Raw genomic sequence first — 25,022 nt, 5'->3', positions numbered from 1 at the left:
GCTGCAAGGCGTTTGGTCCGTCGCGGGCAGTGTCGCTTCCGCTCGTGACCGTGATGGGTCTGGGCGCAAGCGCAACTGAAAGTGATTCCGATTAGATCATTGCCCGCCCGCATAAGGCACCATGCGCGCATTGCGTCGCTGGAGCACACCATGAAAGGCCATCCCGAAGTCGTCGATTACCTCAAGCAGCTGCTGCGCGGCGAGCTGGCCGCGCGCGACCAGTATTTCCTGCACTCGCGCCGCTACGAGGACCAGGGCCTGATGGCGCTGTACGAGCGCATCAATCACGAGATGCAGGAAGAGACCGAGCACGCCGACGCGCTGCTGCGGCGCATCCTGTTCCTGGAAGGCGACCCGGACATGCGCCCGGCTGAATTCACCCCGGGCAAGACCGTGGTGGAGATGCTCGAGCGCGATCTGGTGGTGGAATACGAAGTGCGCGCCGCGCTTGCCGCCGGCATGAAGCTGTGCGAGGAGCATGGCGACTATGTCAGCCGCGACGTGCTGCTCAAGCAGCTGCAGGACACCGAAGAAGACCACGCCTGGTGGCTGGAGCAGCAGCTGGGCCTGATCAAGCGGATCGGCCTGGAGTTGTACCAGACCTCCAGGATCGACAAGGGTCACGTAGCCGGTTGATCACCGGGCGGGACCCGACCGCCGCGCGGTGCAATGCCGCATGGCGCCGATGACGCTGGCACGCCGTGCAGACGTGCTGTAGCGGTGGTTCGGCAGCGTCGCACCTGCAATGCCGCGTGCAGGCCAATGGCAGCCGGCCAGTGATCACGGACTCGCCAGACCTGGCGTCGCGCCGAAACTTGGAATGCGTGCGTGCTGCCCGCGCACATGCCCGAGGTGATCGCCGCCGGACAATCGATGCCGTGCCGGGCCGTCGCCCCGACGGTCAACGCGCTCAGTTGCGCTGCAGGCGATAGACCGCGGTAGTCAGCGCGGTGACGCCCTCGGCGCGAAAGCGCGGTTCCTGCTCGAGGATGTGGCGCTGTTCCAGTTGCTGCACCTGCCACTGCGCATCGAACAGCGCGTGCACTTCGTCGGCATCCACCGCGAAGGGCGGGCCGGCTTTTTCGGCCTGCGGATAGTCCAGGGTGATCAGCAGTCCGCGGCAAGCGGCCGGCAGGCGCGCATAGGTCGTGTGCAGATACTGCCGGCGCAGGTCGGCGGGCAAGGCCACCAGCGCCGCGCGGTCGTACACCGCCTGGCAATCGGCCAGCACGCTGCGATCGAGCGCGAATGCGTCGCCACAGATGATCTCGATGGGGCCGGCGATGAAATGCTCGCCCGCGCTGCTGGTATGGCGCTGCGGCTGCAGGCCCGCGTCGGCGAAGAACTGCGTCACGGCCAGCGGCGACAGCTCCACGCCCAGGACGCGATGGCCTTGCGCGGCTAACCAGTGCATGTCCAGGGTCTTGCCGCACAACGGCACCAACACGCGTGCAGCGTGTGGCAGCTGCAGTGTGGGCCAGTGCTTCTGCAGCAACGGCATGACCTCGCCCTGATGAAAGCCTGTCTGTCCGTCCTGCCAGCGTTGCAGCCAGAAGTCTGTGTCCATGGTCTGGTCGTGTTGGTGCAACGCGGTGCGGCGTCGCGCGCTTGCGAAAAAAAATCGCGCCTGCTCGATGTTGCGGGGAATGGAATGGGTTTTGCAGCCAGGCGCATCGATCAGATCGCCGGCTGCATCATCGCATGTCAGGGGGAGGAGGGCTCGCCGAACCGTGTGCGGTGCTTTAGAGCAGCTAGCAAAACGACTGCGCTCACCGTCAGGTGGGCGCGGTCGGTGCTCGGTGCGGCATGTACCACTCCTACACTGCGTTTCCTCCGCGCCGTCCGTACCCACCTGACGACCGCTCGCTACGTTTTGTTGGCCGCTCTTAACCGGGCCGTTACAGCGATTGTGGGAATCGACTCGCGTCGCTGCAGGATTCAACTGACTGGCAGACGCGCAATGAGCAGCAGTCCCTCTGCATCGGCACAGGCCTGGTCGTAATGCACCAGGCCGCAAAAATCCGTGTCGACCATGATGCCGTGGCCAAGATAGCTCCAGCTCTCGTGGCCGCGCCTCAGCAGCCTGAGGCGACCGCAATGCCAGTCGCGCCGCCGCGCGCCGCATGGGTGAACCCTCGTTACTGCACTTCCAACCCATCCACCTTTTGCCGCGCCTCAGCAGCCTGAGGCGACCGCAATGCCAGCCGCGCCGCTGCGCGCCGAATGGGTGACCCCCCCGTTACTGCACTTCCAGCCCATCGACTTTTTGCCACCCTCTCGGCAACAACGACCCACGGCTAGCCCGCGCACCCACATACTCGTCCAGATCCTTGAACGACAGGCTCATGGTACGTGCGCCGCTGCGCACCAGCAGCGTATTGCCCGGGGCCACCGCGACCACCGCCACCACGCGTTCGGTGCCGAGCTTGGCCTTGGGGATCTCGATGATCTTGTTGCCCTTGCCCTTGTCCAGCTCTGGCACCTCGGTGGCCGGCACCGCCAGCAGGTTGCCGGCGCTGGTGACCGCGACGATGCGGTCGGTCTGCGGGTTGCTCACCTGTGCCGGCATGAGCACGTGCGAGCCGGTGGTGAGATTGAGCATCGCCTTGCCGGCCTTGTTGCGGCCGGTGAGGTTTTCGAAGCGGGTGACGAAGCCGTAGCCGTGCGAGGACGCCAGCACGAAGCGGGTGGCGTTGTCGGCGCTGGCCATGACCTGGAACGCGGCGCCCGAGGCCGGCGAGAACCGCCCGGTCAGCGGCTCGCCGTTACCGCGCGCCGAGGGCAGGGTGTGCACCGCAGTGGAATAGGCGCGGCCGTCCGAATCCAGGAAGGCCACCTGGTGAGTGCTGCGGCTGCGCACCGCCACCTGCAGGCGATCGCCATCGCGATACGACATGCCGGCCGGATCCACCTCGTGGCCCTTGGCCGCGCGCACCCAGCCCTTTTCCGACAGCACTACGGTCATCGGTTCGCTGGCGACCATCTCGGTTTCGTCGATCGCCTGCGCGGCGCCGCGTTGCACCAGCGGCGAGCGGCGTGCGTCGCCGAATTTCTTGGCGTCGGCCGTGAGTTCGTCCTTGATCAGCTTCTTCAGTTTGGCCTTGCTGTCCAGGATGGCCAGGATCTGCGCGCGTTCCTTGGCAAGCGCTTCCTGCTCGCCGCGGATCTTCATTTCTTCCAGGCGCGCCAGCTGGCGCAGCTTGGTTTCCAGGATGTATTCGGCCTGTTCCTCGCTCAGCGCGAAGCGCGCGATCAGCACCGGCTTGGGTTCGTCCTCGCTGCGGACGATGCGGATCACTTCGTCCAGGTTGAGGAAGGCGACCAACAGGCCTTCCAACAGGTGCAAGCGGCGCTCGACCTTCTGCAGGCGATGGTTGAGGCGGCGGGTGACCGTATCGCTGCGGAAGCTCAGCCATTCGCTCAGCAGGTGCTTGAGGTTCTTCACCTGCGGGCGGCCGTCCAGGCCGATCACGTTGAGATTGACGCGGTAGCTGCGTTCCAGGTCGGTGGTGACGAACAGGTGGCCCATCAGCTGTTCGGCGTCCACGCGGCTGGAGCGCGGCACCAGCACCACCCGCACCGGGCTGGTGTGGTCCGATTCGTCGCGGATGTCTTCCAGCCACGGCAGCTTCTTGGCGCGCATCTGCTGGGCGATCTGCTCGATCACCTTGGACGGCGAGACCTGGTACGGCAACGCATCGATGACGATGTTGGCGTGTTCTTTCTTGTAGGTGGCGCGCGCACGCACGCTGCCGTGGCCGGTTTCGTAGATCGCGCGCAGGTCCGCGCGCGGGGTGATGATCTCGGCGGTGGTCGGGTAGTCCGGGCCCAGCACGTGCTCGCACAGGTCGGCGACGCTGGCATCGGGATCGTCGAGCAGGCGCAGCAGCGCGCTGACGATCTCGTTGAGGTTGTGCGGCGGCACATCGGTGGCCATGCCGACGGCAATGCCGGTGGTGCCGTTGAGCAGCAGGTGCGGCAGGCGCGCCGGCAACCAGGTGGGTTCTTCCAGGGTGCCGTCGAAGTTGGGCGCCCAGTCGGTGGTGCCCTGGCCGATCTCGCCCAGCAGCACTTCGGCGATCGGGGTCAGCTTGGATTCGGTGTAGCGCATCGCTGCGAACGACTTGGGGTCGTCGGTGGAACCGAAGTTGCCCTGGCCCTCGATCAGCGGATAGCGGTAGGAGAACGGCTGCGCCATCAGCACCAGCGCCTCGTAGCAGGCGCTGTCGCCATGCGGATGGTACTTACCGATCACATCGCCCACGGTGCGCGCGGACTTCTTCGGCTTGGCGGCCGCGTTCAGGCCCAGCTCGCTCATCGCATAGACGATGCGGCGCTGCACCGGTTTCAGGCCATCGCCCAGGAACGGCAGGGCGCGGTCCAGCACCACGTACATCGAGTAGTCGAGATAGGCGCGTTCGGCGTACTCGCGCAGCGGCAGCTGTTCGAAGCCATGGAAGGTGGGGCGGGTCAGATCGGTCATGTAAAGCCAGGTCCTGCGTGAAGAAGAATCCGCGCCAGGGCGCGGACTCGAAGAGCGCCGATTATCCGGATGCGGCGGGGGATGCCAAGCCGCGCGCGTGGCCGCCGGCCAGATAGCGCGTGGGCGGGGCGCCGAAATGGCGGTGGAACACGCTGACGAAGGCGCTGGGGCTGCTGTAGCCGAGCTGGTCGGCGACCTGCGCCACCGTGCTGCCCTGGCTGAGCCGGCGCAGACCTTCGGCCAGCCGCGCCTGCTGCCGCCACTGCGCAAAACTCAGGCCGGTTTCGGTACGGAAATGCCGGCTCAGGCTGCGTGGCGACAGACCACCCCAGCCCGCCCAGTCTTCCAGCGAGCGCGGGTCGGCGGGGGTGTCGAGCAGCTGGCGGGCGATCCGCAGCAGCCGACGGTCGGCGGGCATCGGCAGGTGCAGGTGGTCGATCTGCACCTGGCACAGTTCGTCCAGCAGCACCGCGGCCAGGCGTTGCTGGGCCGCATCCAGCGGCTGACCCAGCGGCCAGCTGGCGGCGCGCATGATCGCCTCGCGCGCCAGCCCGGTCAGGCGGATCACGCCGATTTGCCCGGGCAGGGCATGGCAGGCATCCGGCCGTATCGCCACGCCCCACCCACGCAGCGGCCCGGCCAGCTCGGCTGTGTGCTGCCGACCCGGCGGCATCCAGCCGGCGCAGCCCGGCGGTAACGACAGCGTGCCCTGTTCGGTATGCACGGTCAGCACGCCGTGCTCCACGAACATCAGCTGGCCACGCACGTGTGCGTGCCAGGCGGTTTCCGGCGCCCACACCGCGCGCAGCTCGGCCAGGAAGGCAATCAGTACCGGGCCGTCGGCCCACTCGAAGCTGGCCCTGACCCCGGGCGGCAAGGCGTCGACCGAGGTTGGCGGGTTTTCGATAGTCATTGGCCCGATTGTATTACCGGGCCAGCCGCAGCGGCACGTAAGGTGACGATCCTTGCGAGCGGTTTAATCCCGGGTAACATATTTGCGTTGACAAATATATTTTTCGGAACAAAATGTCGGCCATGAATCCACCCTCCACCCCCTCGCCGTCGTTCGGCCTGCTGTTGCGCCAGGTGCGCGACGCGCTGATGCGTCAGCTCGATGCCGAGATGAAGGGCGAACTGCCCGACTTCGGTTTCAGTCACTACGTCGGCCTGAAGGTGCTGTCGGTGCGTTCGCCGTGTACGGCCAATGAGCTGGCACTGGCGCTGGACCAGACCCCGAGCGCGGTGACCCGCCTGCTCGACAAGCTCGAAGCGCTCGGCGCGGTGCGACGTGAGCCGCACGCCCAGGATCGGCGCGCGCTGCAGATCGTCATGACCGAGCAGGGTGTGGCGTTGTGGGAGCGTCTGCGCCTGCGCGGCGAGCGTGCCATCGAGTACGGCCTGCGCGACCTGTCGGAACCCGAGCGCGAGCAACTCACTTCTCTTCTCATCCGTGTCCGCGATGCACTCAACTCATGAACGCTGCTAGTTGCCTTTTTCAGACGCTGCGCCCGCGCTCGATGCGCCTGGCGCGGCCGCTCGTCCTCACCGCGCTGACCCTGGCGCTGGCTGCATGCGCCAGCAGCCGTGGCCTGGCGCCGCAAGGCAGCCTGCTGCAGCTCGGCGACGTGCATGCCGAGCGCACCCTGGCGCAGGCCGGGTTGAGTCCGGCCGCCTGGCCGGCCAGCGACTGGTGGCGCGCGCTGGGCGATGCGCAGCTGGACGCCCTCATTGCCGAAGGCCTGCAGCACAGCCCCACTCTGGCCTCTGCCGATGCGCGGCTGCGCCAGGCCCAGGCGCGCATCGGCAGCGCCCAGGCCGAGCGCGGCCCCAGCCTGTCGGTGTCCGGCGGCTACACCGGATTGCAGTTGCCCGAATCGATGGTCGGCGACGAACTGGGCGGCAGCTACGGCGGCAGTGCGCAGGTGGTGCTGGACTTCCGCTATGGCGTGGATCTGTGGGGCGGCAAGCGTGCCGCCTGGGAAGCGGCGGTCGACCAGGCGCACGCGGCCGAAGTGGATGCGCAGGCGGCGCGGCTGAATCTGTCGGCGGCGATCGCCGAAGGCTATGCGCAACTGGCCTACGCGTGGAGCCTGCACGATGTGGCCAGCGACGAGCTGGGCCGCGCGCAGCGGACCCTGGCGCTGACGCAGCAACGCCGTGGTGCCGGGATCGACAGCGACCTGCAGGTGCGTCAGGCGCAGGCGCGCGTGCCGGCCGCGCAGCAGCAGCTGCAGTCCGCGCAGCAGCAGATCGACGAAGCGCGCACCGCGCTGGCCGCGCTGGTCGGGCAGGGCCCGGATCGCGGGCTGCAGATCGCGCGCCCGACGCTGGGCGCCGGGCTCGCCACGCAGCTGCCCAGCACCCTGCCGGCCGATCTGCTGGGCCGTCGCCCGGACGTGGTGGCGGCGCGCTGGCGGGTGGAGGCGGCCGACAAGGACATCGCGGTCGCCAAGACCCGTTTCTATCCCAGCCTCAACCTCACCGCGCTGGGCGGGGCGGTCAACCCGGATGTCGGCAAGCTGCTGGAAAGCGGCTCGGTGTTCGGGCTGGTGGCGCCGGCGCTGAGCCTGCCGATCTTCGACGGCGGCAAGCTGCGCGCCAATCTGGCCGGCAGCGATGCGCAATACGACCTGGCGGTGGCCGACTACAACCAGAAGGTGATTGCCGCGCTGCATGAAGTGGCCGACCAGATCACTGCCGTGCGGTCGCTGCAGCAGCGTGCACAGGCGCAGGACGAGGCCGTACAGACGGCGGGCGCGGCCTTCGCGCTCGCCCAGCAGCGTTACCGCGCCGGCATCGGCAGCTATCTGGAAGTGCTCAGCGTGCAGGAGCAGCTGCTCGTTGCACGCCAGCGCATGGCCGGGCTGCAGTCGCAACAACTTTTGGCCTCGGTGAGGCTGCAGCGTGCACTGGGCGGCGGATTCACGCCGGAGCCCGCACGTGACACCGCACGCACCGCGCCCACTTCCGCACAACCGAATTCCTGAGACATCGACGATGAGCCAGACGACTCCTGCTTCTCCCCAACCCGCGCCGGGCGCACCCGGCAAGCGCCGAGCGGCGCTGCGCATCGTGGCCATTGTGGTGATCCTGGCGATCATCGCCCTGGTGGCGTGGTACTTGCTGGTGGGCCGTTGGCACGAGGACACCGACGACGCCTACGTGCAGGGCAACCAGGTGCAGATCACCCCGATGGTGGGCGGCACCGTGGTCAGTATCGGCGCCGAAGACGGCATGCGCGTGGAACGCGGCCAGCTGCTGGTGCAGCTGGACCCGGCCGATACCGCGGTCGCCTTGCAGCAGGCCGAAGCCAACCTGGCCAAGACCGTGCGCCAGGTGCGCGGCCTGTACCGCAGCGTGGAAGGTGCGCAGGCCGAAGTGTCCGCGCGCGAAGTGACCCTGCGCAGTGCGCGTGCCGACTTCGCCCGCCGCAAGGATCTGGCCGCCAGCGGTGCCATCTCCAACGAAGAACTGGCGCATGCCCGCGAAGAACTGGCGGCCGCCGAGGCCGCGGTGAGCGGTTCGCGCGAGAGCTTCGAGCGCAATCGCGCGCTGGTGGACGACAGCGACCTGGCCAGCCAGCCGGACGTGCAGACCGCCGCCGCGCAGGTGCGCCAGGCCTATCTCAACCACGCGCGCACCGGTGTGGTGGCGCCGGTGTCCGGTTATGTGGCGCGGCGCTCGGCGCAGGTCGGCCAGCGCGTGCAGCCGGGCAGCGTGCTGATGGCGGTAGTGCCGCTGGAGCAGGTGTGGGTGGAAGCCAACTTCAAGGAAACCCAGCTCAAGCACATGCGCCTGGGCCAGGAAGTGGAGCTGCATTCGGATCTGTACGGCGGTGGCGTGGATTACACCGGTCGCATCGAAAGCCTGGGCCTGGGCACCGGCAGCGCGTTCTCGCTGCTGCCCGCGCAGAATGCCAGCGGCAACTGGATCAAGATCGTGCAGCGCGTGCCGGTCCGCATCGTGGTGGACAGCAAGCAGCTGGCCAGCAACCCGTTGCGCATCGGCCTGTCGATGAAGGTCGATGTGAACCTGCGCGACCAGCAGGGCCGCGTGCTGCCGGCCAAGGCCGCCACCGGCGCGGTGTTTTCCACCGATGTGTATGCGCAGCAGCTCCAGGCCGCCGACGCCGACATCCATCGCATCATCCAGGACAACCTGCCGACGCAGGCTGCCACCAAGGCGGGCTGAGCCAGCATGTCTTCGCAAGCTCCCACCGCGTCCGGCGGCCCGGCGGCACCGGCGCCCGCGGCCGGCTTTCGCCCGGCGAGCGTGGCGTTGTGCACCGTGGGCCTGGCGATGGCCTCGTTCATGCAGGTGCTGGACACCACCATCGCCAACGTCTCGCTGCCCACCATCGCCGGTAATCTCGGCGCCAGTTCGCAGCAGGCCACCTGGGTCATCACCTCGTTCGCGGTGAGCACCGCGATCGCGCTGCCGCTGACCGGCTGGTTGAGCCGTCGCTTCGGCGAAACCAAGTTGTTCGTGTGGTCCACGCTGGCCTTCACCGTCGCCTCGCTGCTGTGCGGGCTTGCGCAGAGCATGGGCATGCTGGTGGTGGCGCGCGCGCTGCAGGGTTTCGTGGCCGGCCCGATGTATCCCATCACCCAGAGCCTGCTGGTGTCGATCTATCCGCGCGAAAAACGCGGCCAGGCGCTCGCCCTGCTGGCGATGATCACGGTGGTGGCGCCGATCGCCGGGCCGATCCTGGGCGGCTGGATCACCGACAACTACAGCTGGGAATGGATCTTCCTGATCAACGTGCCGCTGGGCATCATCGCCAGCAGCATCGTCGGTTCGCAGTTGCGGCATCGTCCCGAACAGCTGGAAACGCCGCGCATGGACTACATCGGCCTGATCCTGCTGGTGGTGGGCGTGGGTGCGCTGCAGCTGGTGCTGGACCTGGGCAACGACGAAGACTGGTTTTCCTCGGACAAGATCATCGTGCTGGCTTGCGTTGCCGCGGTGGCGCTGGTGGTATTCGTGATCTGGGAGCTGACCGACAAGGATCCCATCGTCGATCTCAAGCTGTTCCGGCATCGCAACTTCCGCGCCGGCACCTTGGCGATGGTGGTGGCGTATGCGGCATTCTTCAGCGTGAGCCTGCTGATTCCGCAATGGCTGCAGCGCGACATGGGCTATACCGCGATCTGGGCTGGCCTGGCGACCGCACCGATCGGCATCCTGCCGGTGTTGATGACCCCGTTCGTGGGCAAGTACGCGCTGCGCTTCGACCTGCGCATGCTGGCCACCATCGCCTTCGTGTTCATGTCGTTCACCAGCTTCTTCCGCTCCAACTTCAACCTGCAGGTGGACTTCGCCCATGTGGCCACGATCCAGCTGGTGATGGGCGTGGGCGTGGCGCTGTTCTTCATGCCGGTGCTGCAGATTTTGCTGTCGGATCTGGATGGCCGCGAGATTGCGGCAGGCTCGGGCCTGGCCACCTTCCTGCGCACGCTGGGCGGCAGCTTCGCGGCCTCGCTGACCACCTATCTGTGGGCGCGCCGCACCCAGGTGCACCATGCGCATATCACCGAACACATCTCGGTCTATACGCCCGGCATGCAGGAGCAGGTCACCGCGATGGGGCAGGGTGATCTGCAACGTGGCGCGGCCTTTCTCAACAACATGATCAACCACCAGGCCTCGCAGATGGGCTTCAACGACATCTTCTACCTGCTGGGCTGGACCTTCCTGGCGATCATCTTCTTCCTGTGGCTGGCCAAGCCGCCGTTCGGTGCGGGCGCTGGTGGCGCGGCGGCGGCTGGCGGGCACTAGGCGCCGGCTGAAGGCGCTTGGCCGCTCTAACATCTGCCAAGCCAATGACTCACGTCGGTCTAGTGCAGAGCGAATGATCTGCGATTTGGCTGCAGGGCCCTTGCCCGCCCACCATCGCGGGACACGCCGCAAGTACGTCCTTGTAGGCTCTTACGCGCCATCCATGCCGCGTAAGGTCCCGCGACGGTGGACGGGCAAGAGCCAGTCGGGATGGTCGGTGTGCGTCGCGCTTCGCAAAGCGACCAGCAAACTGTGTGGGGGGCGTCGCGGCCTCGACCGACGCAGTATCTGACGCGGGTTTCTGATTGCATCCAACAGCAGGCAGGCGGCAAGACCACTGCCCTTTCCACCAGTCGGGTGCCTACTACGGCTTGTGAGCCGCTTTAACAATTGTGCTGCGCCTGTCAACACGCTCTAGACTGACGCTCTCCGAGTGGGAGCAGTTCAATGGCAGTGACGCCTTCAACGACCGGTTTGCCGCAGTCCCCCTGCCTCATGGATGCGATGCAGCGCCAATGCCGGCTCACGCTGAATCGAGAGCTCCAGCATCATCGTGAATTACCGCATGCAGTGCCGGCAATGGGGCGTTTGCTGCTGCAAATTGTGCTCCTTCTTCTGTCGCTGTGGTTGCCGTTGATCGCGTCGGCCGATGCATTGGCCGACCGAGTGGCGCAGCAGATGCAGCTCAATCGGCAACGCTACGGCATCGTAGGGCAGGCCGTCTATGTCGCCCACAACGGCAAGTTGCTGTTTCGCGATGCCGATGGGCAGGCCGATCTCGGCAGCCGGCAGCCAGTGACGCCTGAACAGATATTCCCTGCATTTTCGATGAGCAAGCTGCTGGTGAGCACCTTGATCATGCAGTTGGTCGAGACCAAGCAGATCGATCTGGATCGACCTGCTCGGATCTACCTGCCAGATCTGCCGCAGCGCTGGCACAAGATCACGGTGCGTCAGCTACTCGACCACACTTCCGGGTTGCCAGAATATTTCACCGAGGCGCAGATGAGCGGCGCGCCTGACACGAACGCATCGTTTCCTGCCACTGTGCAGGCCGTCTTTGCTGTGCTTGGCAACCAACCACTGCTGTTTTCGCCGGGCAGCAACACCCGCTACATCAACACCAACTATCTGGTGCTGTCGCAACTGCTCCAGGTGCATTACCGCAAGCCGTATTCGCAGATCGTCTCCGAGCGGATCCTCAAGCCGTTACAGCTGGCGCATACCTTTCTCGGACGCCCCCGATTGCCGGTTGGTGGCGTCGTCAGTGCCTACGTTGGCAAGGACAGAAAACTGCAGGAAGAGCCGCAGATCGCCTGGCCTGATTACGCCCTTGGGCATGCCGAGCTCTACACCAGCATCGACGATCTGGCGACCTTCCTCGAAGCGATGCGGCATGGAAAGTTGGTCGGCAAGCCAACGCTGCAACAGCTGTGGCAACCGCAGCTGCTGCCCAATGGGCAGCGCGGCTGGTTTGCCAGCGGCTGGGAGGTCGGCGCAAGCGGTGCCTATCGGTACGTCGGTCATGATGGCGGCGCGCGGGTGAGGGTGCGGCTGCTGTTTGTCGACGCGCTGGATGGCGATAGCTACACCATCGTTTACCTGACCAATGGCAGCGCGCTCGGCGTGTGGTCCCGGGTGTTTGTCGATAGCGTCATGGCTGCCATCGCGCCGCAGACGTTTCCCGCCGAAGCCTTGTCGGAGAAGCTCATCTCCTTCGCCCTGCAGACGCCTGTCGATCACGACACCCAGTTGTTGGCCGATGCACTGCATGCGGACAAGAGCATCCCCCTCAATCAGCTCGAGGCTGTGGTCAACACGACGGGCTACACCGTTCTGTCCAATCTCGGCGCAGATGCGGCGATTCGTGTATTCGCGCTCAACGTGCTGCTGTTTCCGGCGTCCAGCAATGCGCTGGACAGCCTTGCCGAGGCGTATGAAGCAAACGGAGATCTCGCCCATTCAATTGCCATCAGGCAGCGCATCAAGAACATGTCCGCCCCGTCGGGACAACAATGATCCGATCTGAGGGGGCGTGAGGCCTCAGCGGGTTGTTGCTGGTTGCAGTTCGATTGCCCGGTTCGGCGGTGCGTCGCCGTTGTCGCATTCTGGCTGCGCTGCCGATCGGCATGCTCACTCATGCCGGTTGGCTATCGTCCAATCGCATGCCCCAAACGCAAAAAACCCCGCCGAAGCGGGGTTTTTTACGATCTACCGTGAGTCGTGGTGCCCAGGAGAGGACTCGAACCTCCACGAAGTTGCCCCCGCTAGCACCTGAAGCTAGTGCGTCTACCAATTCCGCCACCTGGGCGACTCAGGGGGAGAATTGTGCAAGCTGCGCGCGCGGCTGTCAACGCATCTTTTGCAAAAATAGTTGCCGTTGCCCGCGCTGTGCGTGATCCGGACAGCGCCGCCATGGGCGCAGGCCCGCGGCATGCGCCCGCCGTCGCCGCTTACGGCAGCTGCGTGGCCTGCAAGGCGACCTCCACGCTCTGCACCGGTTCGCTGGCCGAGCGCGCCAGCTGCACGCGATACGTGCCCGCTGCGATCTTCCAGTGCCGTGCCTTCGCGTCGAAATCGGCCAGCGTCTTCGGCTCGGCCACCACCTGCACGCGGCGCTTTGCGCCGGGCTTGAGCGTGAGCTTCTGCCAGCCGATCAGCCGCAGCGGGGTGGTGTGCCCCTCCGGCAGCACGAGGTAGAGCTGCGGTACTGCAGCGCCCTCGCGGTCACCGGTGTTCTGCACGTCGAAACGCGCGGTGAGCGTGCTGCCGTTTGCGTCCACCTGCAGGTTGCCCATGTCGAAGCGGGTGTACGACAGGCCATGTCCGAATGGATAACGCGGGGTGAGCTTGCGTGCGGCAAACCATTTGTAGCCGACGTTGGCGCCTTCGATGCTGTAATCGATGGTGTCCTCGCCGGGTTTGGCCGGCTTGAAGCCGAGGCCGGGAATCGACGGACGCGGCAGCTGCGATTCGTCCACCGGCCAGGTCACCGGCAGGTGGCCGGACGGATTCACCGCGCCTGTGAGCAGGTTGGCGATCGCCTCGCCGCCGCCGATGCCCGGGTACCACGCCTGCAACACCGCCGGCACGCGCTCGGCCCAGGGCATGCGCACCGGCCCGTTGGTTTCCAGGACCACCGTGGTTCTGGGGTTGGCCTTGGCCACCGTCTCGATCAGGGCGTCCTGGTTGTCGGGCAGCCGCATGTCCGGCAGGTCCACCGATTCGGCCGCCCATTGGGTGGCAAACACGATCGCCACGTCGGCGGCCTTGGCCGCGCGTGCGGCAGCGGCGCGGTCGGCGCCATCCACGTAGTCGATCTGCACATTCGGCAATGCGGCGCGCAGCGCCTGCAGCGGCGAAGACGGATGGATGATCACCGGGCCCGGCCAGGTGGTCGGAGTGAGGCCGGGCACCGCATTGCCGCCGTTGATGGTGTAGTCCACGCGCGAGGAGCCGCCACCGGACATCACGCCCTTGTCGGCATGGCCGCCGATCACCGCGATGCGGCGCACGTCCTTGGACAGCGGCAAGGTGGCCTGCTCGTTACGCAGCAGCACGCTGCCTTCTTCGGCAACATGCTGCGCGGCCAGTTGCCCGGCCTTGCCATCGATGGGCTGACGCTGGGTCGGGTGATCGAATGCGCCATGCGCGAACAAGCTGCGCAAGACCCGCTTGACCATGTCGTCCAGGCGCGCACGCGGCACCACCCCGGCACCCACCGCCATGCGCAGCGGCGCATCGAAGAACACCGCCGCATCGAACACTTCGCCGGCCGATTGCTGGTCCAGCCCGGCCAGCGCGGCCTTGGAGCCGCTGTGCACGCCGCCCCAATCGGACATCACGTAGCCGGGGTAGTGCCATTCCTGCTTGAGCACCTGGTTGAGCAGGTAATCGTGCTCGCAGCCGTAGATGCCATTGATCTTGTTGTAGGAGCACATCACCGAGGCGGGGTCGCCGATCTCGAGCGCAATCTCGAAGGCCAGCAGGTCCGATTCGTGCATGGCCTGCTCGCCGAGTTGCGCGCTGTGGAAGTTGCGCCGGGTTTCCATGTCGTTGAGCGCGAAGTGCTTCATCGTGGACAACACATGCGCACTCTGCACGCCGCGGATCGACTCGCCGACCATGCTGCCTGCCAGCAGCGGGTCTTCGCCGGCATATTCGAAATTGCGGCCGTTGCGTGGGTCGCGTTGCAGGTTGACGCTGCCGGCCAGCAGCACGTTGAAGCCCTGCTGCCAGGATTCGCGGCCCATGGTCCGGCCGCCGGCAAAAGCCAGCTGTCGATTCCAGCTGGACGCGGTGGACGGGCCCGACGGCATCGCGGTGGCGTAATCGCCCTTGCGGATGCCGCCGGGATTGGTGACGCCGACGCCGGCATCGGCCAGTTGCTGCGCCGGGACGCCCAGCCGTGGAATACCGGGCACATAGCCGGCCGAGCCCAGCGCGCCCTCGGGCTTGGGGATCTTGTCGGTGCCCAGGCCGAAGTAGCTGCGCAGCATCCGGAATTTTTCGTCTTCGCTCATCTGGGCGAGCAGCCGGTCGGCACGCTGGTCGGCCGTCAGTGCGGTATCCATCCACGGCGGTGGCGCCGTTGCCGTTTGCGCCACCGCCGCCGGTGCAGCCAGGGCTATGCCGAGGCTCATCACCACCGCCAGCACCAGCGGGCGCGGACAGGAGACGGGGTGTGTAAACGTTTTCATATCGGGATGTGGCACGGGGTGTCCTCTGTTGCGGGCATGTCAAAACAGGTCGGGCACCGCGGTGCCCGGATCGGATGGCGCCCTGGCGCGCCTGGCCGCTCGCCGAATTGGCGGGGCCGTCAGAAGTCGGTCTGCGCGGTCCGCAGCACCGGATACAGCTGATAGCGCTCGTCCCAGGAGGAATGGCGCCGGGCGAAGAATTCCAGCCGCGCCTGCGGGTCGGCAGCAAAGGTCGTGTCGTTGGCCAGACGCTGTTCGAACTGCGCCTTCAGGCCGGCATCGCGGGCCAGCATGTCGCGCGCCACGTCTTCGGCGACGTAGGCCTCCATGTATTCCTTGCGTTCGAAGGCGTTATTGAAAAAGCCCCACTGCAGCAACGAGTCCGGCGCCTGCGGTTCCAGCATCGCCATCACCAGGCGCGCCTTGGGCTGGGCGATCGGCACGAACAGCGAGCCGGCCGGGACGGCGCGGCGTTCCTCGCGCCATTGCCCGCTGACCTCCACGGTCTGATGGCCTTCATTGGAACGTGCCGCAAAACGGGTGTCTTCGGCGCGGAAGCTCTGCACCGGGTAGTCGGCAGCACTGTCGATGGTGCGGAAGGCGATGCCGTGCAGGCGCAACTTCTCTGCGACGAAGGCGGCCTGCGCGGCCGGCACCAGATAGCCGCCGCGCGGCGCGTCGACCACCAGGTCGGGGGCGATCTGATCGCGCAGCGGCACGTTCCAGATTTGCGGTGTGGTCTCGTCGTAGCGCGTCATCAGTGCGCCGGAGATCGGCGAGGGCGTGCGCGTGTAGGCATAGCCGCGAAATGCCACGGTGCGCGCCTTGGGGCCGGCCGCAAAGCTCAGCGGCTCGGACGTGCCGGCCAGGCGGCTGGCGCGCTGGTCGGCGGCCAGCGCATCGGCGCGCCAGGCGGTGCCGTGCCTGGCGGCCTGCTGCAGCACCGAGACGATGGTGTTGCGGGTGATGCGCACGCGCGTGGGGTAATCCTTCCACGAGTGCGTTTCCACCAGCATGCCGAAGCGGTTGCGTAGCAGGAAATAGCCATGCGAGAAGCGCGGCGGCGACACGTCGTCGGCAAAGCCGGAGGCGGGATCGTCCTCGCGCACGAAGGAGGGGTAATACGGCAGCGGCAGCGAGCCCTGCTTGCGCAGGTCGGCCAGCACCGCATCGCGCCAACGGGTGCCATCGCGCTGCAGGGCGGTGTCGCCGGCATGCACCGGCTCCACCTGCACCGACACGTCGTGCTCGAACTTGGCGCCATCGGTGACGTGCAGGTCTACATACATCAGCGGGTCCCACTGCTGCACCAGCTGCAGCATGGCCTGCATTTCCGGCGCGTCGGCCTTGACGTAGTCGCGGTTGAGGTTGAGGTTCTGCGCGGTGGTGCGCCAGCCCATCTGCTCGGGGCCACGTTGGTTGGGGCGGTTCCAGGCGCCGAAGCGTTCATGGCCATCGACGTTGAACACCGGTACGAACACCCACACCAGCTTGTCGAGCACACCCTTGCCGGCCTTGCCCTCGAGCAACTCGCGCAAGGCCAGGAAGCCGGCGTCCTTGCCATCGATCTCGCCGGCATGGATGCCGCCCTGGATCAGCACCACCGGCAATTTGCGTTGCGCGGCGGCGTCTGCATCCAGTGCGCCGCTGGTGGAGACGACCAGCGCCTTCATCGGCCGCCCTTCGGGCGTGGTGCCGAACTGCGTGCAGCGCACCGCCTGCGGATAGCGCTGCGCAAAGGCATCGCACAGCGCGACGACTTCGTCGTAGCGGCCGGTCTGCGTAAAGCCGCTGCGCTCGGCCACGCTGGTCAGCGGCGCGGCGGCAAGGGCGGTGGAAACGGAAGTCGACAACAACAGGCCCAAGGCCAGGCGGGTGTAGCGGGGCATCCAGCGGTCCGGTGTTTCAGGAAAACGTTTGCAATGTAGCCGAGCCGGCGCGGCAGGCCAATCTGCACTGCGGCATGCGCACACCGTTCAAGCGGCCACGACGACCTGGCGCGTCGCAATCGGCAGGCGTGTATTGCCCCTGTGCTGGACCCATCCACCGCCGTTCCGGCGCGACGTTGGCAAGCCCACGGATGCAGCCGCACCCGCCGCATGGCGGCCAGGCAGCTGACGCCGGTACGATAGGGCCTGTCATCAGTTCGACCGGACCGCCTTTGACCACCACGACCTTGCCCGGCCCCACTGCCGGCGCGCGCCTGCCGCGCCAGATTCCTTTCATCATCGGCAATGAAGCCTGCGAGCGTTTCAGCTTCTACGGGATGCGCAACATCCTGGTGCAGTTCCTGATCACCTCGCTGCTGCTGCAGGAGATCGGCGGCCCGGGCCGCGAGGCCGAAGCCAAGCATATCCTGCACAGCTTCATGATCGGGGTGTATTTCTTCCCGCTGTTGGGTGGCTGGCTGGCCGATCGGCTGTTCGGCAAATACAACACCATCCTGTGGTTCAGCCTGGTCTACTGCGCCGGGCATGCGTGTCTTGCCATGTTCGAAGGCAGCCGCAGCGGTTTCTTCGTCGGGCTGGGTCTGATCGCGCTGGGCGCGGGCGGCATCAAGCCGCTGGTGGCCTCGTTCATGGGCGACCAGTTCGACCAGTCCAACAAGCACCTGGCCAAGGTGGTGTTCGACGCGTTCTACTGGATCATCAATTTCGGCTCGCTGTTCGCCTCGCTGCTGATTCCGCTGGCGCTGAAGAACCTGGGGCCGTCCTGGGCGTTCGGCATTCCCGGCATCCTGATGTTCGTGGCCACGCTGGTGTTCTGGCTGGGGCGCAACCGCTACGTGCGGGTGCCGTTGCCGCCGAAGGACCCGCACGGATTCGGCGCGGTGGTACGCACCGCGTTGCTGACGCGCGTGCCGGGGCAGGGCCGTCCGGGCCTGGTGCTGGCCTCATTGTCGGTGGTGCTGGCGCTGGCGAGTTTCGCCTGGATCGAGCCGCTGGGCATCGTCATCTGCCTATGCATTGCGCTGGTGCTGTTGCTGGCTGGCATTGGCGGCGGCACCTGGTGGCAGCTGGAGCGTGCGCGCGGCATCCATCCCGATACTGCGGTCGAAGGCGTGCGCGCGCTGCTGCGGGTGCTGGTGATCTTCGCGCTGGTCACGCCGTTCTTTTCGCTGTTCGACCAGAAGGCCTCGACCTGGGTGCTGCAAGGGCGCGAGATGACCATGCCGGCCTGGTTCACCGCCTCGCAGATGCAGGCGATCAATCCGTTGCTGGTGATGCTGTTGATCCCGTTCAACAATCTGGTGCTGTACCCGCTGCTGCGCCGGGTTGGCTGGGAGCCCACGCCATTGCGGCGCATGACCAGCGGCATCGCGTTCAGCGGCGTGGCCTGGATCGTGGTGGGGGCGATCCAGGTGGTGATGGATGGCGGCGAGCCGATGCACATCGCCTGGCAGATCCTGCCCTATGCCTTGCTCACCTTCGGCGAGGTGCTGGTGTCGGCCACCGGCATCGAGTTCGCCTACAGCCAGGCGCCTGCATCGATGAAGGGCGTGGTGATGAGTTTCTGGTATCTGACCACCACGGTCGGCAACCTGTGGGTGCTGCTATCGAACGTGGCGGTGCGCAACGAGACGGTGACCGCGCATATCGCCGATACTGGACTCAGCGAAGCGGCGTTCCTGATGTTCTTCTTCGCGGCCTTCGCATTCCTGGCGGCACTGGCCTTCGGCCTGTATGCGCGCGGTTATCGCATGGTCGACAATTACCGTTCTGCCTGAGGTCTGCATGATTACCCTGATCTTGATCGCCATCACCGGCATCGTCTCCTGGATGGCGTTCAACAACCGCAAGTTGAACGACCGCCTGATCCTGTGGCCGCCGGCCGTGGACAAGCACAAGCAATACGACCGGCTGGTGACCTACGGCTTCATCCATGCCGACCTGGGCCACCTGGTCTTCAACATGATCACCTTGTTCTTCTTCGGCCGGGTGATCGAGAAGGTGATGCTGCAGCTCACCGGCAGCATGCTGACCTATCCGCTGTTCTATCTGGCCGCGCTGGTGGTGTCGATCCTGCCCAGCTACCTGAAGAACCAGAACAACCCCAACTATTTGAGTCTGGGCGCCTCCGGTGCGGTGTCGGCGGTGCTGTTCGCTTTCATCCTGCTGCAGCCGTGGACCATCATCCTGGTGCTGTTCATTCCGGCACCGGCGATCATCTATGCGGTGTTTTACGTGGGCTACAGCCTGTGGATGGACCGCCGCGGCGGCGATCGCATCAACCACAGCGCGCACCTGGCCGGCGCGGCATTCGGGGTGATGTTCATGCTGATCATGGAGCCAAGGGTGCTGCAGATCTTCCTGGACCAGCTCTCCAACCCGCGCTTTGGCTGAGCCGTGGCCGGCGAGGGCGTGCGGCAAACCGGCCAGGACCGCGGTGGTGCATGACGGGTCCTGGCGGATGCGGCGGTGCCGGCCTCAGGCCGCGGTGCGTTTCTGATCGGTGGCCAGTGCCGAGCCGGATACCGCGCCGTAGGCCTGCTGCAGGCGCTGATACACCGTGTCGTTGAGCTGCGCGAAGTCCGGATTATGGGTGTCGCCGGCGATGGCGAACTGTAACAGCCCTTCCAGCAGCGAGCTGTCGCTCTGCGCGTTGTTTCCTGCCGAATCGTTGTGCATGCGGTGACTCCTCATAGGTGAGACGAGGGCGCCAGGCATGCCGGAGACCGGTTGCAGCGAGCGCCTTCGAGTCAGCTATCGGCGCTGCTGCAGCGAACTTGAGCAGCGCATCGCCAAGCCGGGCTGCCGTTCACAGCGTGGATTCATTTTCACGCAGGCGCGGCGCCGCGCTGGTCACACTGACCGCACTTGGCAGCGGCGCGAATCACGATGGAGGCAGCGACAGTGCACGTCGACCACGACCCGACACAGCAGCATTTCGTCGTAGACGCCGATGGACACCGTGCCGAACTGGTCTACCGCCGCGACAGTGCAGGCATGACCATCACTCACACGCTGGTGCCGGAGGCGATCGCCGGGCGCGGGATCGCCGCCGCATTGGTCGAGGCCGCTCTGGAGTTTGCGCGTGCATCCGGGCTCAAGATGGTCCCCGCGTGCAGTTATGCGCAGGCCTATATGCGTCGACATCCACAGTTTCAGGATCTGCTGGCCTGACGGCCGCAGCGGCAAGTCAATCAGGGGAGCGGGTGGGAATGGGGCGGTTGTTCGCAGGAAATGGGGTGCGGGGCCTGCTGGTGCTGGCGCTGCTGACCGGCTGTACGCAGCGCGAACCGGCAACCTCCGAGCCGGCCGAGCCGGCGGCCGATGCGGCCGTGGCACCGCCGGCGCCGGTCGAGCCGGCGATGGTGCAGAGCGGCCCGCTGGAAGATGTAATCGAGCACGCGCCTGCCTACATGGTGGGTATCAGCTATCCGCGGGGCCTGGATGCCTATCCGGAACTGACCGCGTTGATCCGCAAGTACGCGCAGGACGCGCGCAGCGAATTGATGCAGGCCGTTTCCGGTCTCGGCAACGACAAGCCCGCCGCGCCCTACGAATTGTCGCTGGCATTCGAAACGGTGTTGCAGACCGCCGACCTGATCGTGATCTCTGCCGACGGCAGCCGCTATACCGGCGGCGCACATGGCGAGCCATTGGTGGCGCGCTTCGTGTGGCTGGTCAAGGAGCGCAAGCAGTTGACTGCGCAGGCGCTGATTCCGGACGCGGCAGGATGGGGCAAGATCGGCAGCGCGGTGGCCGCACAGCTGCATGCCGCTGCCACGCAACGCGTGGCAGCCGACCGCGTGCCGATCGAAGAACAGGCCGAACAGGTGGCCTCGGCCGATCGCATGATCGCCGAGGGCACTACCGCGCAAGTGGACAACTTCGCGCAGTTCGTCCCGCTCTTGGATGCAGCCGGGCAGATCACCGCATTGCGTTTCGTGTTTCCTCCGTATCAGGTGGGGCCGTATTCGGATGGCACGCAAACCGCCGACGTCGCTGCATCCACATTGCTGCCGTGGGTCGCGCCGGAATATGCACATCTCTTCGCTCGCTGATGTATCGCCCCGCAGTCGATGTGATTGAATGGCGCGACAATTCGGTAATGTATTCCAACGGGTGATATGAGTAGTTTCGATCCAACCGCAAACCGCGTGGACCACACCTGCGCGCGTTACCCGGAATTTCCGCGGGAACCGGCCGTCCTGGTGAGGTTGGTCAAGCATCTCTACAAGCGAATGCATACGCAAGCCTGCGTGCGGCTCAAGCCGTACGGCATCAGTCCGCCGGAATACGAAATCCTGATGATGCTCTATGGCACGCCGGAACAGGCCATCACGCCCACCGAAGTGGCCGAGGCGGCCAGCGAGAAACCGGCCAACATCACCCGGCTCACCGATCAGCTGTGCGAGAAGGGCTTGATCGCCCGCGGCGCCAGTCCCGACGACCGCCGCAAGATCGTACTGACCCTGCAGCCGGCAGGGCTGGCCTTGATCGATAGCCTGTTGCCGGAAGCGTGCACGCTGTTGAATGCGCAAACGGCCGGCATCAGCGACACCGAACAGGTGCGCCTGGAGAAGTTGTTGAAGAAGCTGCTCGATGGCGTGGACGCGGTGGAGTCCTGACAGCGGTCAGTGCATCCGGGCCGGTTGGCGGGACGGTACCCGAACCTCGCAAGACGGCAGCACACGCAGCTTGCCAGCCTTAGAGCGGCCGACAAAACGTAGCGAGCGCTCGTCAGGTGGGTGCGGATGGCGCTGAGGAACCGGTGTACGCGTGGTACATGCTGCACCGAGCACCAAGCACCAAGCACCGACCGCGCCCGCCTGGCGGCGCGCAGTCGTTTTGCCAGCCGCTCTTTAGTCACGCACTGGTTTTCGCCAGGCGGCCAGTGGCTCGCGTGCGACACGCCCCGCCTCTGCCTGCATCAAAAACGCCGCCCGGATCGCTCCGGGCGGCGCTGTGTTTGAAGCAAGGCTGCAGGCCGGATTACGGCTTGGACTGCGGTGTTTCCGGGGTGGCGCCATCGCCGCCCTGCGCACTCAAGCCGCGCTTTTCCAGCAACGGTTCGATCTGCGGCGCATGGCCGGCAAAGTTCTGGAACAGTTCCATCGCATCCACGCTGCCGCCGCGCGACAACAAGGTCTTGCGGAAGCGGTCGCCGTTGGCGCGGCTCAGGCCGCCGTGTTGCTTGAACCATTGCTGGGTATTGGCATCCAGCACTTCGGACCAGATGTAGGCGTAGTAGCCGGCCGCGTAGCCGCCCATGATGTGGCTGAAATACGGGGTCTTGTAGCGCGGCGGCACCGGCGCATAGGCAATGCCGTCCTGCTGCAGGGCCTTGGCCTCGAACGCCATGACGCCGGCCGCATCGGGAACGTCGCTGGCGCTGATCTGGTGCCAGTTCTGGTCCAGCATCGCCGCTCCCAGGTATTCGGTGGTGGCAAAGCCCTGGTTGAACTTGGATGCGGCAATCACCTTGTCCAGCAAGGCCTGCGGCATCGGCGTGCCGTTCTGGTAATGCTTGGCGTAGTTCTTCAGGATGGACGGCTCGTCGGCCCACATCTCGTTGACCTGCGAGGGAAACTCGACGAAGTCGCGCGGCACGCTGGTGCCGGAGAAATACGGGTATTTGACGTCGGAGAACATGCCGTGCAGCGCATGCCCGAACTCATGGAACATGGTGGTCACCTCGTCCCAGGTCAGCAGCGTCGGCTGGCCGGCCGGCGGCTTGGGAATGTTGAGGTGGTTGGCCACCACAGGCTTGAAACCGGTCAGCTCCGACTGCGACACATAGGAGTTCATCCAGGCGCCACCGCGCTTGGATTCGCGGGCGTACATGTCGGCGATGAAGATCGCCAGCTGCTTGCCGTCGGCATCGAACACGTCGTAGACGGTGATGTCGTCGCGGTAGGTCGGCAGATCGGTACGCTGCTTGAAGGTCAGGCCGTATTCCTGGTTGGCCGCATAGAACACGCCGTTTTCCAGCACGTTCTTCAGCTCGAAATACGGCTTGAGCTGCGACTCGTCGAAGTTGTACTTGGCCTGGCGCACCTTCTCGCTGTAGTACGCCCAGTCCCAGGCTTCGAGCTTGAAGGTCGGCTTGCGTGCGGCCTTTTGTTCCTTGTCGATCATCGCCTGCAGGTCGGCAGCTTCGCGCTTGGCATTGGCCACCGCCGCCGGTGCCAGCTTGCCCAGCATCGCATTGACCGCTTCCGGAGTCTTGGCGGTCTGGTTTTCCAGCGAATAGGCAGCGTAGGTGGGGAAGCCGAGCAGCTTGGCCTTGTCGGCACGCAGCTTCATGATGCGCGACACCAGCGCGGTGTTGTCGTACTGGCCGCCGTGGCTGCCGCGCGACACCGAGGCGTCGTAGATCTTCTTGCGCAGCTCGCGGTTCTTCAACTGGGTCAGCGGCGGCTGGCCGGTGGTGTTGAGCAGGGCAATCACGTACTTGCCCTCGAGCTTGCGCGCCTTGGCCGCTTCGGCCGCGGCGGCGATCTGTTCTTCGGACAGGCCGTCGAGCTGCTTGACGTCATCCACCACCACCGCGGCGGCGTTGACCTCGGCCAGCACGTTCTGGCTGAAGGTGGTGCCCAGCTTGGCCAGCTCGGCATTCATCGCCTTGAGCGTGGTCTTGTCCGCATCGGAGAGCTTGGCGCCATCGCGCACGAAGTCGCTGTAGTACTTCTCGACCAGACGCACGCCTTGCTCATCCAGTCCCAGCTTGGCGCGTTGGTCGTACAAGGTCTGGATGCGCGCGAACAGCTTGCCGTTGAGCGAGATCGCATCGCGGTGCGCGGCGAACCTGGCCGAATAATCGGCCTGCAGTTTCTTGCGCGCATCGTTGGTGTCGGCACCCACCAGGTTGAAGAACACGGTGGTGGCACGGTCGAGCGTGGCGCCGCTCTTTTCCAGCGCGATGATGGTGTTCTCGAAGCTCGGCTTGGCCTTCTGGTTGGCGATCTTGTCCACTTCCTTCAATTGCTCGGCCATGCCGGCATCGAAGGCGGGGGCGAAGTCGCTGTCGGTGATCTTGTCGAACTGCGGGTAGTGCAGCGGCAGGGTGCTGTCGGCAAAGAAGGGGTTGGCTTGGGTGGCGGCCTGCGTGGCGGCAGGCGCGGCGATGCTGTAGGACGGCATGGCAAGTCCCAGGGAAGCGGCCAGGGCAAAAGCGAGACGGGTGGTCAAGAGAGTTGCTCCAAAGTGCGAACCGCCGAGGCTAACCCAGCTGGCCCGCACAGGCCTGTGACAAAAGGCATGCCCGGGCGGCGTTTGTGCGCAGGGCAGGGCGGGTGCTGACGATCTGGCAAGGCGGGCGGGGCCGTAGCGCAGCGTGCTGCCGTGGCGTCTTGCTGGGGGCATCGTGCGCGGACCGGCGTTGTGCCGATAACGCTCTCCGGCGTGCCTGGAGCGCGCAGGACGTGCCGCATGGCAACCTTCGGCGGCGTACAGCTGCGCTGCAGCAACGCAGGCAACGCGTTACCCTGCGGCCTTCGCAACCATCGAGCCAGACATGCGCGACCTCTCCAGCTTCGAATTCACCGACCTGGATGGTCGCACGCAGTCCATGCGCGATTACCTGGGCAAGGTGGTGCTGGTAGTGAATGTAGCGTCCAAGTGCGGCTTTACCCCGCAATACGCCGGATTGCAGGCGCTATGGCAGCGCTACCGTGAGCGCGGGCTGGTGGTGATCGGATTCCCCTGCGATCAGTTCGGACATCAGGAGCCGGGCGACGAGGCGCAGATCCGGCAGTTCTGTTCGCTGGATTACTCGGTGGATTTTCCGCTGTCGTCCAAGATCGAGGTCAATGGCAGCGGTGCGCATCCGCTGTGGCAGTGGCTCAAGCACGAACAACGCGGCGTGCTGGGATCCGAAGCGATCAAATGGAATTTCACCAAGTTCCTGATCGGCCGCGACGGCGCGGTGCTGGAGCGCTATGCGCCGACGACCAAACCCGAAGCCATCGCGGCCGACATCGAGCGCGCATTGGGCGCGTGATCCCGCGGGGCGTGAAGCCCAACATGTAGGTAGATACCGTCTTGCCCCTCACCTGGCAAGGGCTTTCTGTGGGTCAAATGCGGTGCCCGATTTGAGGACGCCATAGACCAGAT

General features: G+C 65.8%; 19 protein-coding genes, 1 tRNA gene and 2 other RNA genes. 13 read left to right on the top strand and 9 right to left on the bottom strand.

Translation table 11 applies throughout. The annotated features are described in order from the left end of the window. Positions 1–150: 150 nt before the first annotated feature. Positions 151–636 carry a bacterioferritin gene (gene bfr / locus XcodCFBP4690_RS16740; RefSeq protein WP_104542640.1) on the top strand — a complete coding sequence of 162 codons (486 nt, stop codon included), beginning with the start codon at positions 151–153 and terminating at the stop codon, positions 634–636. Positions 637–910: 274 nt separating this feature from the next. Here the strand turns inward: bfr and XcodCFBP4690_RS16735 are convergent, their stop codons facing one another. Then, the gene (locus XcodCFBP4690_RS16735) at positions 911–1,567 is read right to left on the bottom strand and encodes a thiopurine S-methyltransferase (protein WP_104542638.1); all 657 of its coding nucleotides are present in this window, start codon (positions 1,565–1,567) and stop codon (positions 911–913) included. 239 nt (positions 1,568–1,806) lie between these two features. On the opposite strand from XcodCFBP4690_RS16735, the gene XcodCFBP4690_RS16730 reads away from it, so the two are divergent. After that, positions 1,807–1,882: non-coding RNA, sX9 sRNA (locus XcodCFBP4690_RS16730), on the top strand. 357 nt (positions 1,883–2,239) lie between these two features. Here the strand turns inward: XcodCFBP4690_RS16730 and parC are convergent. Next, positions 2,240–4,483, bottom strand: coding sequence for a DNA topoisomerase IV subunit A (parC, locus tag XcodCFBP4690_RS16720; RefSeq protein WP_104542636.1), 2,244 nt, complete (start codon positions 4,481–4,483; stop codon positions 2,240–2,242). A 61-nt stretch (positions 4,484–4,544) separates the two neighbouring features. Beyond that, the gene (locus tag XcodCFBP4690_RS16715) at positions 4,545–5,396 is read right to left on the bottom strand and encodes a helix-turn-helix domain-containing protein (RefSeq protein ID WP_104542634.1); all 852 of its coding nucleotides are present in this window, start codon (positions 5,394–5,396) and stop codon (positions 4,545–4,547) included. A gap of 122 nt (positions 5,397–5,518) precedes the next feature. On the opposite strand from XcodCFBP4690_RS16715, the gene XcodCFBP4690_RS16710 reads away from it, so the two are divergent. The 5 genes from XcodCFBP4690_RS16710 to XcodCFBP4690_RS16690 all read left to right on the top strand — a co-directional run bounded on the left by XcodCFBP4690_RS16710 (position 5,519) and on the right by XcodCFBP4690_RS16690 (position 12,280). Continuing rightward, the gene (locus XcodCFBP4690_RS16710) at positions 5,519–5,959 is read left to right on the top strand and encodes a MarR family winged helix-turn-helix transcriptional regulator (RefSeq protein WP_104542707.1); all 441 of its coding nucleotides are present in this window, start codon (positions 5,519–5,521) and stop codon (positions 5,957–5,959) included. Further along, positions 5,956–7,470: an AdeC/AdeK/OprM family multidrug efflux complex outer membrane factor gene (locus XcodCFBP4690_RS16705; RefSeq protein ID WP_104542632.1), complete on the top strand. Its 1,515-nt coding sequence runs from the start codon at positions 5,956–5,958 to the stop codon at positions 7,468–7,470. Before XcodCFBP4690_RS16710 ends, XcodCFBP4690_RS16705 begins: the two co-directional genes overlap by 4 nt. A gap of 10 nt (positions 7,471–7,480) precedes the next feature. Continuing rightward, positions 7,481–8,674 (top strand): HlyD/EmrA/EmrK family protein, encoded by a 1,194-nt coding sequence (locus tag XcodCFBP4690_RS16700; protein ID WP_104542630.1) that lies wholly within the window; start codon positions 7,481–7,483, stop codon positions 8,672–8,674. 6 nt (positions 8,675–8,680) lie between these two features. After that, positions 8,681–10,261 carry a DHA2 family efflux MFS transporter permease subunit gene (locus tag XcodCFBP4690_RS16695; protein WP_104542628.1) on the top strand — a complete coding sequence of 527 codons (1,581 nt, stop codon included), beginning with the start codon at positions 8,681–8,683 and terminating at the stop codon, positions 10,259–10,261. 447 nt (positions 10,262–10,708) lie between these two features. Further along, positions 10,709–12,280, top strand: a complete 1,572-nt coding sequence (locus XcodCFBP4690_RS16690) for a serine hydrolase domain-containing protein (RefSeq protein WP_244183686.1) — start codon at positions 10,709–10,711, stop codon at positions 12,278–12,280. Between the two features lie 205 nt (positions 12,281–12,485). Here XcodCFBP4690_RS16690 and XcodCFBP4690_RS16685 read toward each other — a convergent pair. From XcodCFBP4690_RS16685 to XcodCFBP4690_RS16675, 3 genes are all read right to left on the bottom strand, one after another. Beyond that, positions 12,486–12,572 (bottom strand) — tRNA-Leu (locus XcodCFBP4690_RS16685). 142 nt (positions 12,573–12,714) lie between these two features. Next, complete coding sequence (locus XcodCFBP4690_RS16680; RefSeq protein ID WP_146091932.1) at positions 12,715–14,904, bottom strand: beta-glucosidase family protein; 2,190 nt, start codon at positions 14,902–14,904, stop codon at positions 12,715–12,717. A gap of 176 nt (positions 14,905–15,080) precedes the next feature. Further along, entirely contained in the window at positions 15,081–16,850 is a 1,770-nt protein-coding gene (locus XcodCFBP4690_RS16675; RefSeq protein ID WP_104542622.1) for a M14 family metallopeptidase, read from the bottom strand. 272 nt (positions 16,851–17,122) lie between these two features. On the opposite strand from XcodCFBP4690_RS16675, the gene XcodCFBP4690_RS16670 reads away from it, so the two are divergent. Further along, positions 17,123–18,688: a POT-type proton-dependent oligopeptide transporter gene (locus XcodCFBP4690_RS16670; RefSeq protein ID WP_104542620.1), complete on the top strand. Its 1,566-nt coding sequence runs from the start codon at positions 17,123–17,125 to the stop codon at positions 18,686–18,688. Positions 18,689–18,695: 7 nt separating this feature from the next. Next, positions 18,696–19,304, top strand: a complete 609-nt coding sequence (locus XcodCFBP4690_RS16665) for a rhomboid family intramembrane serine protease (RefSeq protein ID WP_104542618.1) — start codon at positions 18,696–18,698, stop codon at positions 19,302–19,304. A gap of 84 nt (positions 19,305–19,388) precedes the next feature. On the opposite strand, the gene XcodCFBP4690_RS16660 is transcribed toward XcodCFBP4690_RS16665, so the two are convergent. Then, positions 19,389–19,589: a hypothetical protein gene (locus tag XcodCFBP4690_RS16660; RefSeq protein WP_104542616.1), complete on the bottom strand. Its 201-nt coding sequence runs from the start codon at positions 19,587–19,589 to the stop codon at positions 19,389–19,391. A gap of 210 nt (positions 19,590–19,799) precedes the next feature. Here XcodCFBP4690_RS16660 and XcodCFBP4690_RS16655 point away from each other — a divergent pair, with 210 nt between their 5' ends. From XcodCFBP4690_RS16655 to XcodCFBP4690_RS16645, 3 genes are all read left to right on the top strand, one after another. Next, positions 19,800–20,084: a GNAT family N-acetyltransferase gene (locus XcodCFBP4690_RS16655; RefSeq protein ID WP_104542614.1), complete on the top strand. Its 285-nt coding sequence runs from the start codon at positions 19,800–19,802 to the stop codon at positions 20,082–20,084. A gap of 38 nt (positions 20,085–20,122) precedes the next feature. Next, positions 20,123–20,968: a DUF3298 and DUF4163 domain-containing protein gene (locus XcodCFBP4690_RS16650; protein ID WP_104542612.1), complete on the top strand. Its 846-nt coding sequence runs from the start codon at positions 20,123–20,125 to the stop codon at positions 20,966–20,968. Between the two features lie 66 nt (positions 20,969–21,034). Beyond that, positions 21,035–21,535 (top strand): MarR family winged helix-turn-helix transcriptional regulator, encoded by a 501-nt coding sequence (locus XcodCFBP4690_RS16645; protein WP_104542610.1) that lies wholly within the window; start codon positions 21,035–21,037, stop codon positions 21,533–21,535. Between the two features lie 86 nt (positions 21,536–21,621). Here the strand turns inward: XcodCFBP4690_RS16645 and XcodCFBP4690_RS16640 are convergent. Continuing rightward, positions 21,622–21,695, bottom strand: a non-coding RNA gene (locus XcodCFBP4690_RS16640) — sX9 sRNA. A 204-nt stretch (positions 21,696–21,899) separates the two neighbouring features. Then, positions 21,900–24,098 (bottom strand): M3 family metallopeptidase, encoded by a 2,199-nt coding sequence (locus XcodCFBP4690_RS16635; RefSeq protein ID WP_208622760.1) that lies wholly within the window; start codon positions 24,096–24,098, stop codon positions 21,900–21,902. Between the two features lie 325 nt (positions 24,099–24,423). Here XcodCFBP4690_RS16635 and XcodCFBP4690_RS16630 point away from each other — a divergent pair, with 325 nt between their 5' ends. Further along, the gene (locus XcodCFBP4690_RS16630; RefSeq protein ID WP_104542606.1) at positions 24,424–24,909 is read left to right on the top strand and encodes a glutathione peroxidase; all 486 of its coding nucleotides are present in this window, start codon (positions 24,424–24,426) and stop codon (positions 24,907–24,909) included. Positions 24,910–25,022: the final 113 nt, after the last annotated feature.

This window comes from Xanthomonas codiaei (assembly GCF_002939785.1).
Taxonomy (GTDB): Bacteria; Pseudomonadota; Gammaproteobacteria; order Xanthomonadales; family Xanthomonadaceae; genus Xanthomonas; species Xanthomonas codiaei.
The sequence above is the reverse complement of the archived record's forward strand: the minus strand, read 5'-3'. Positions and strand labels throughout refer to the sequence as shown.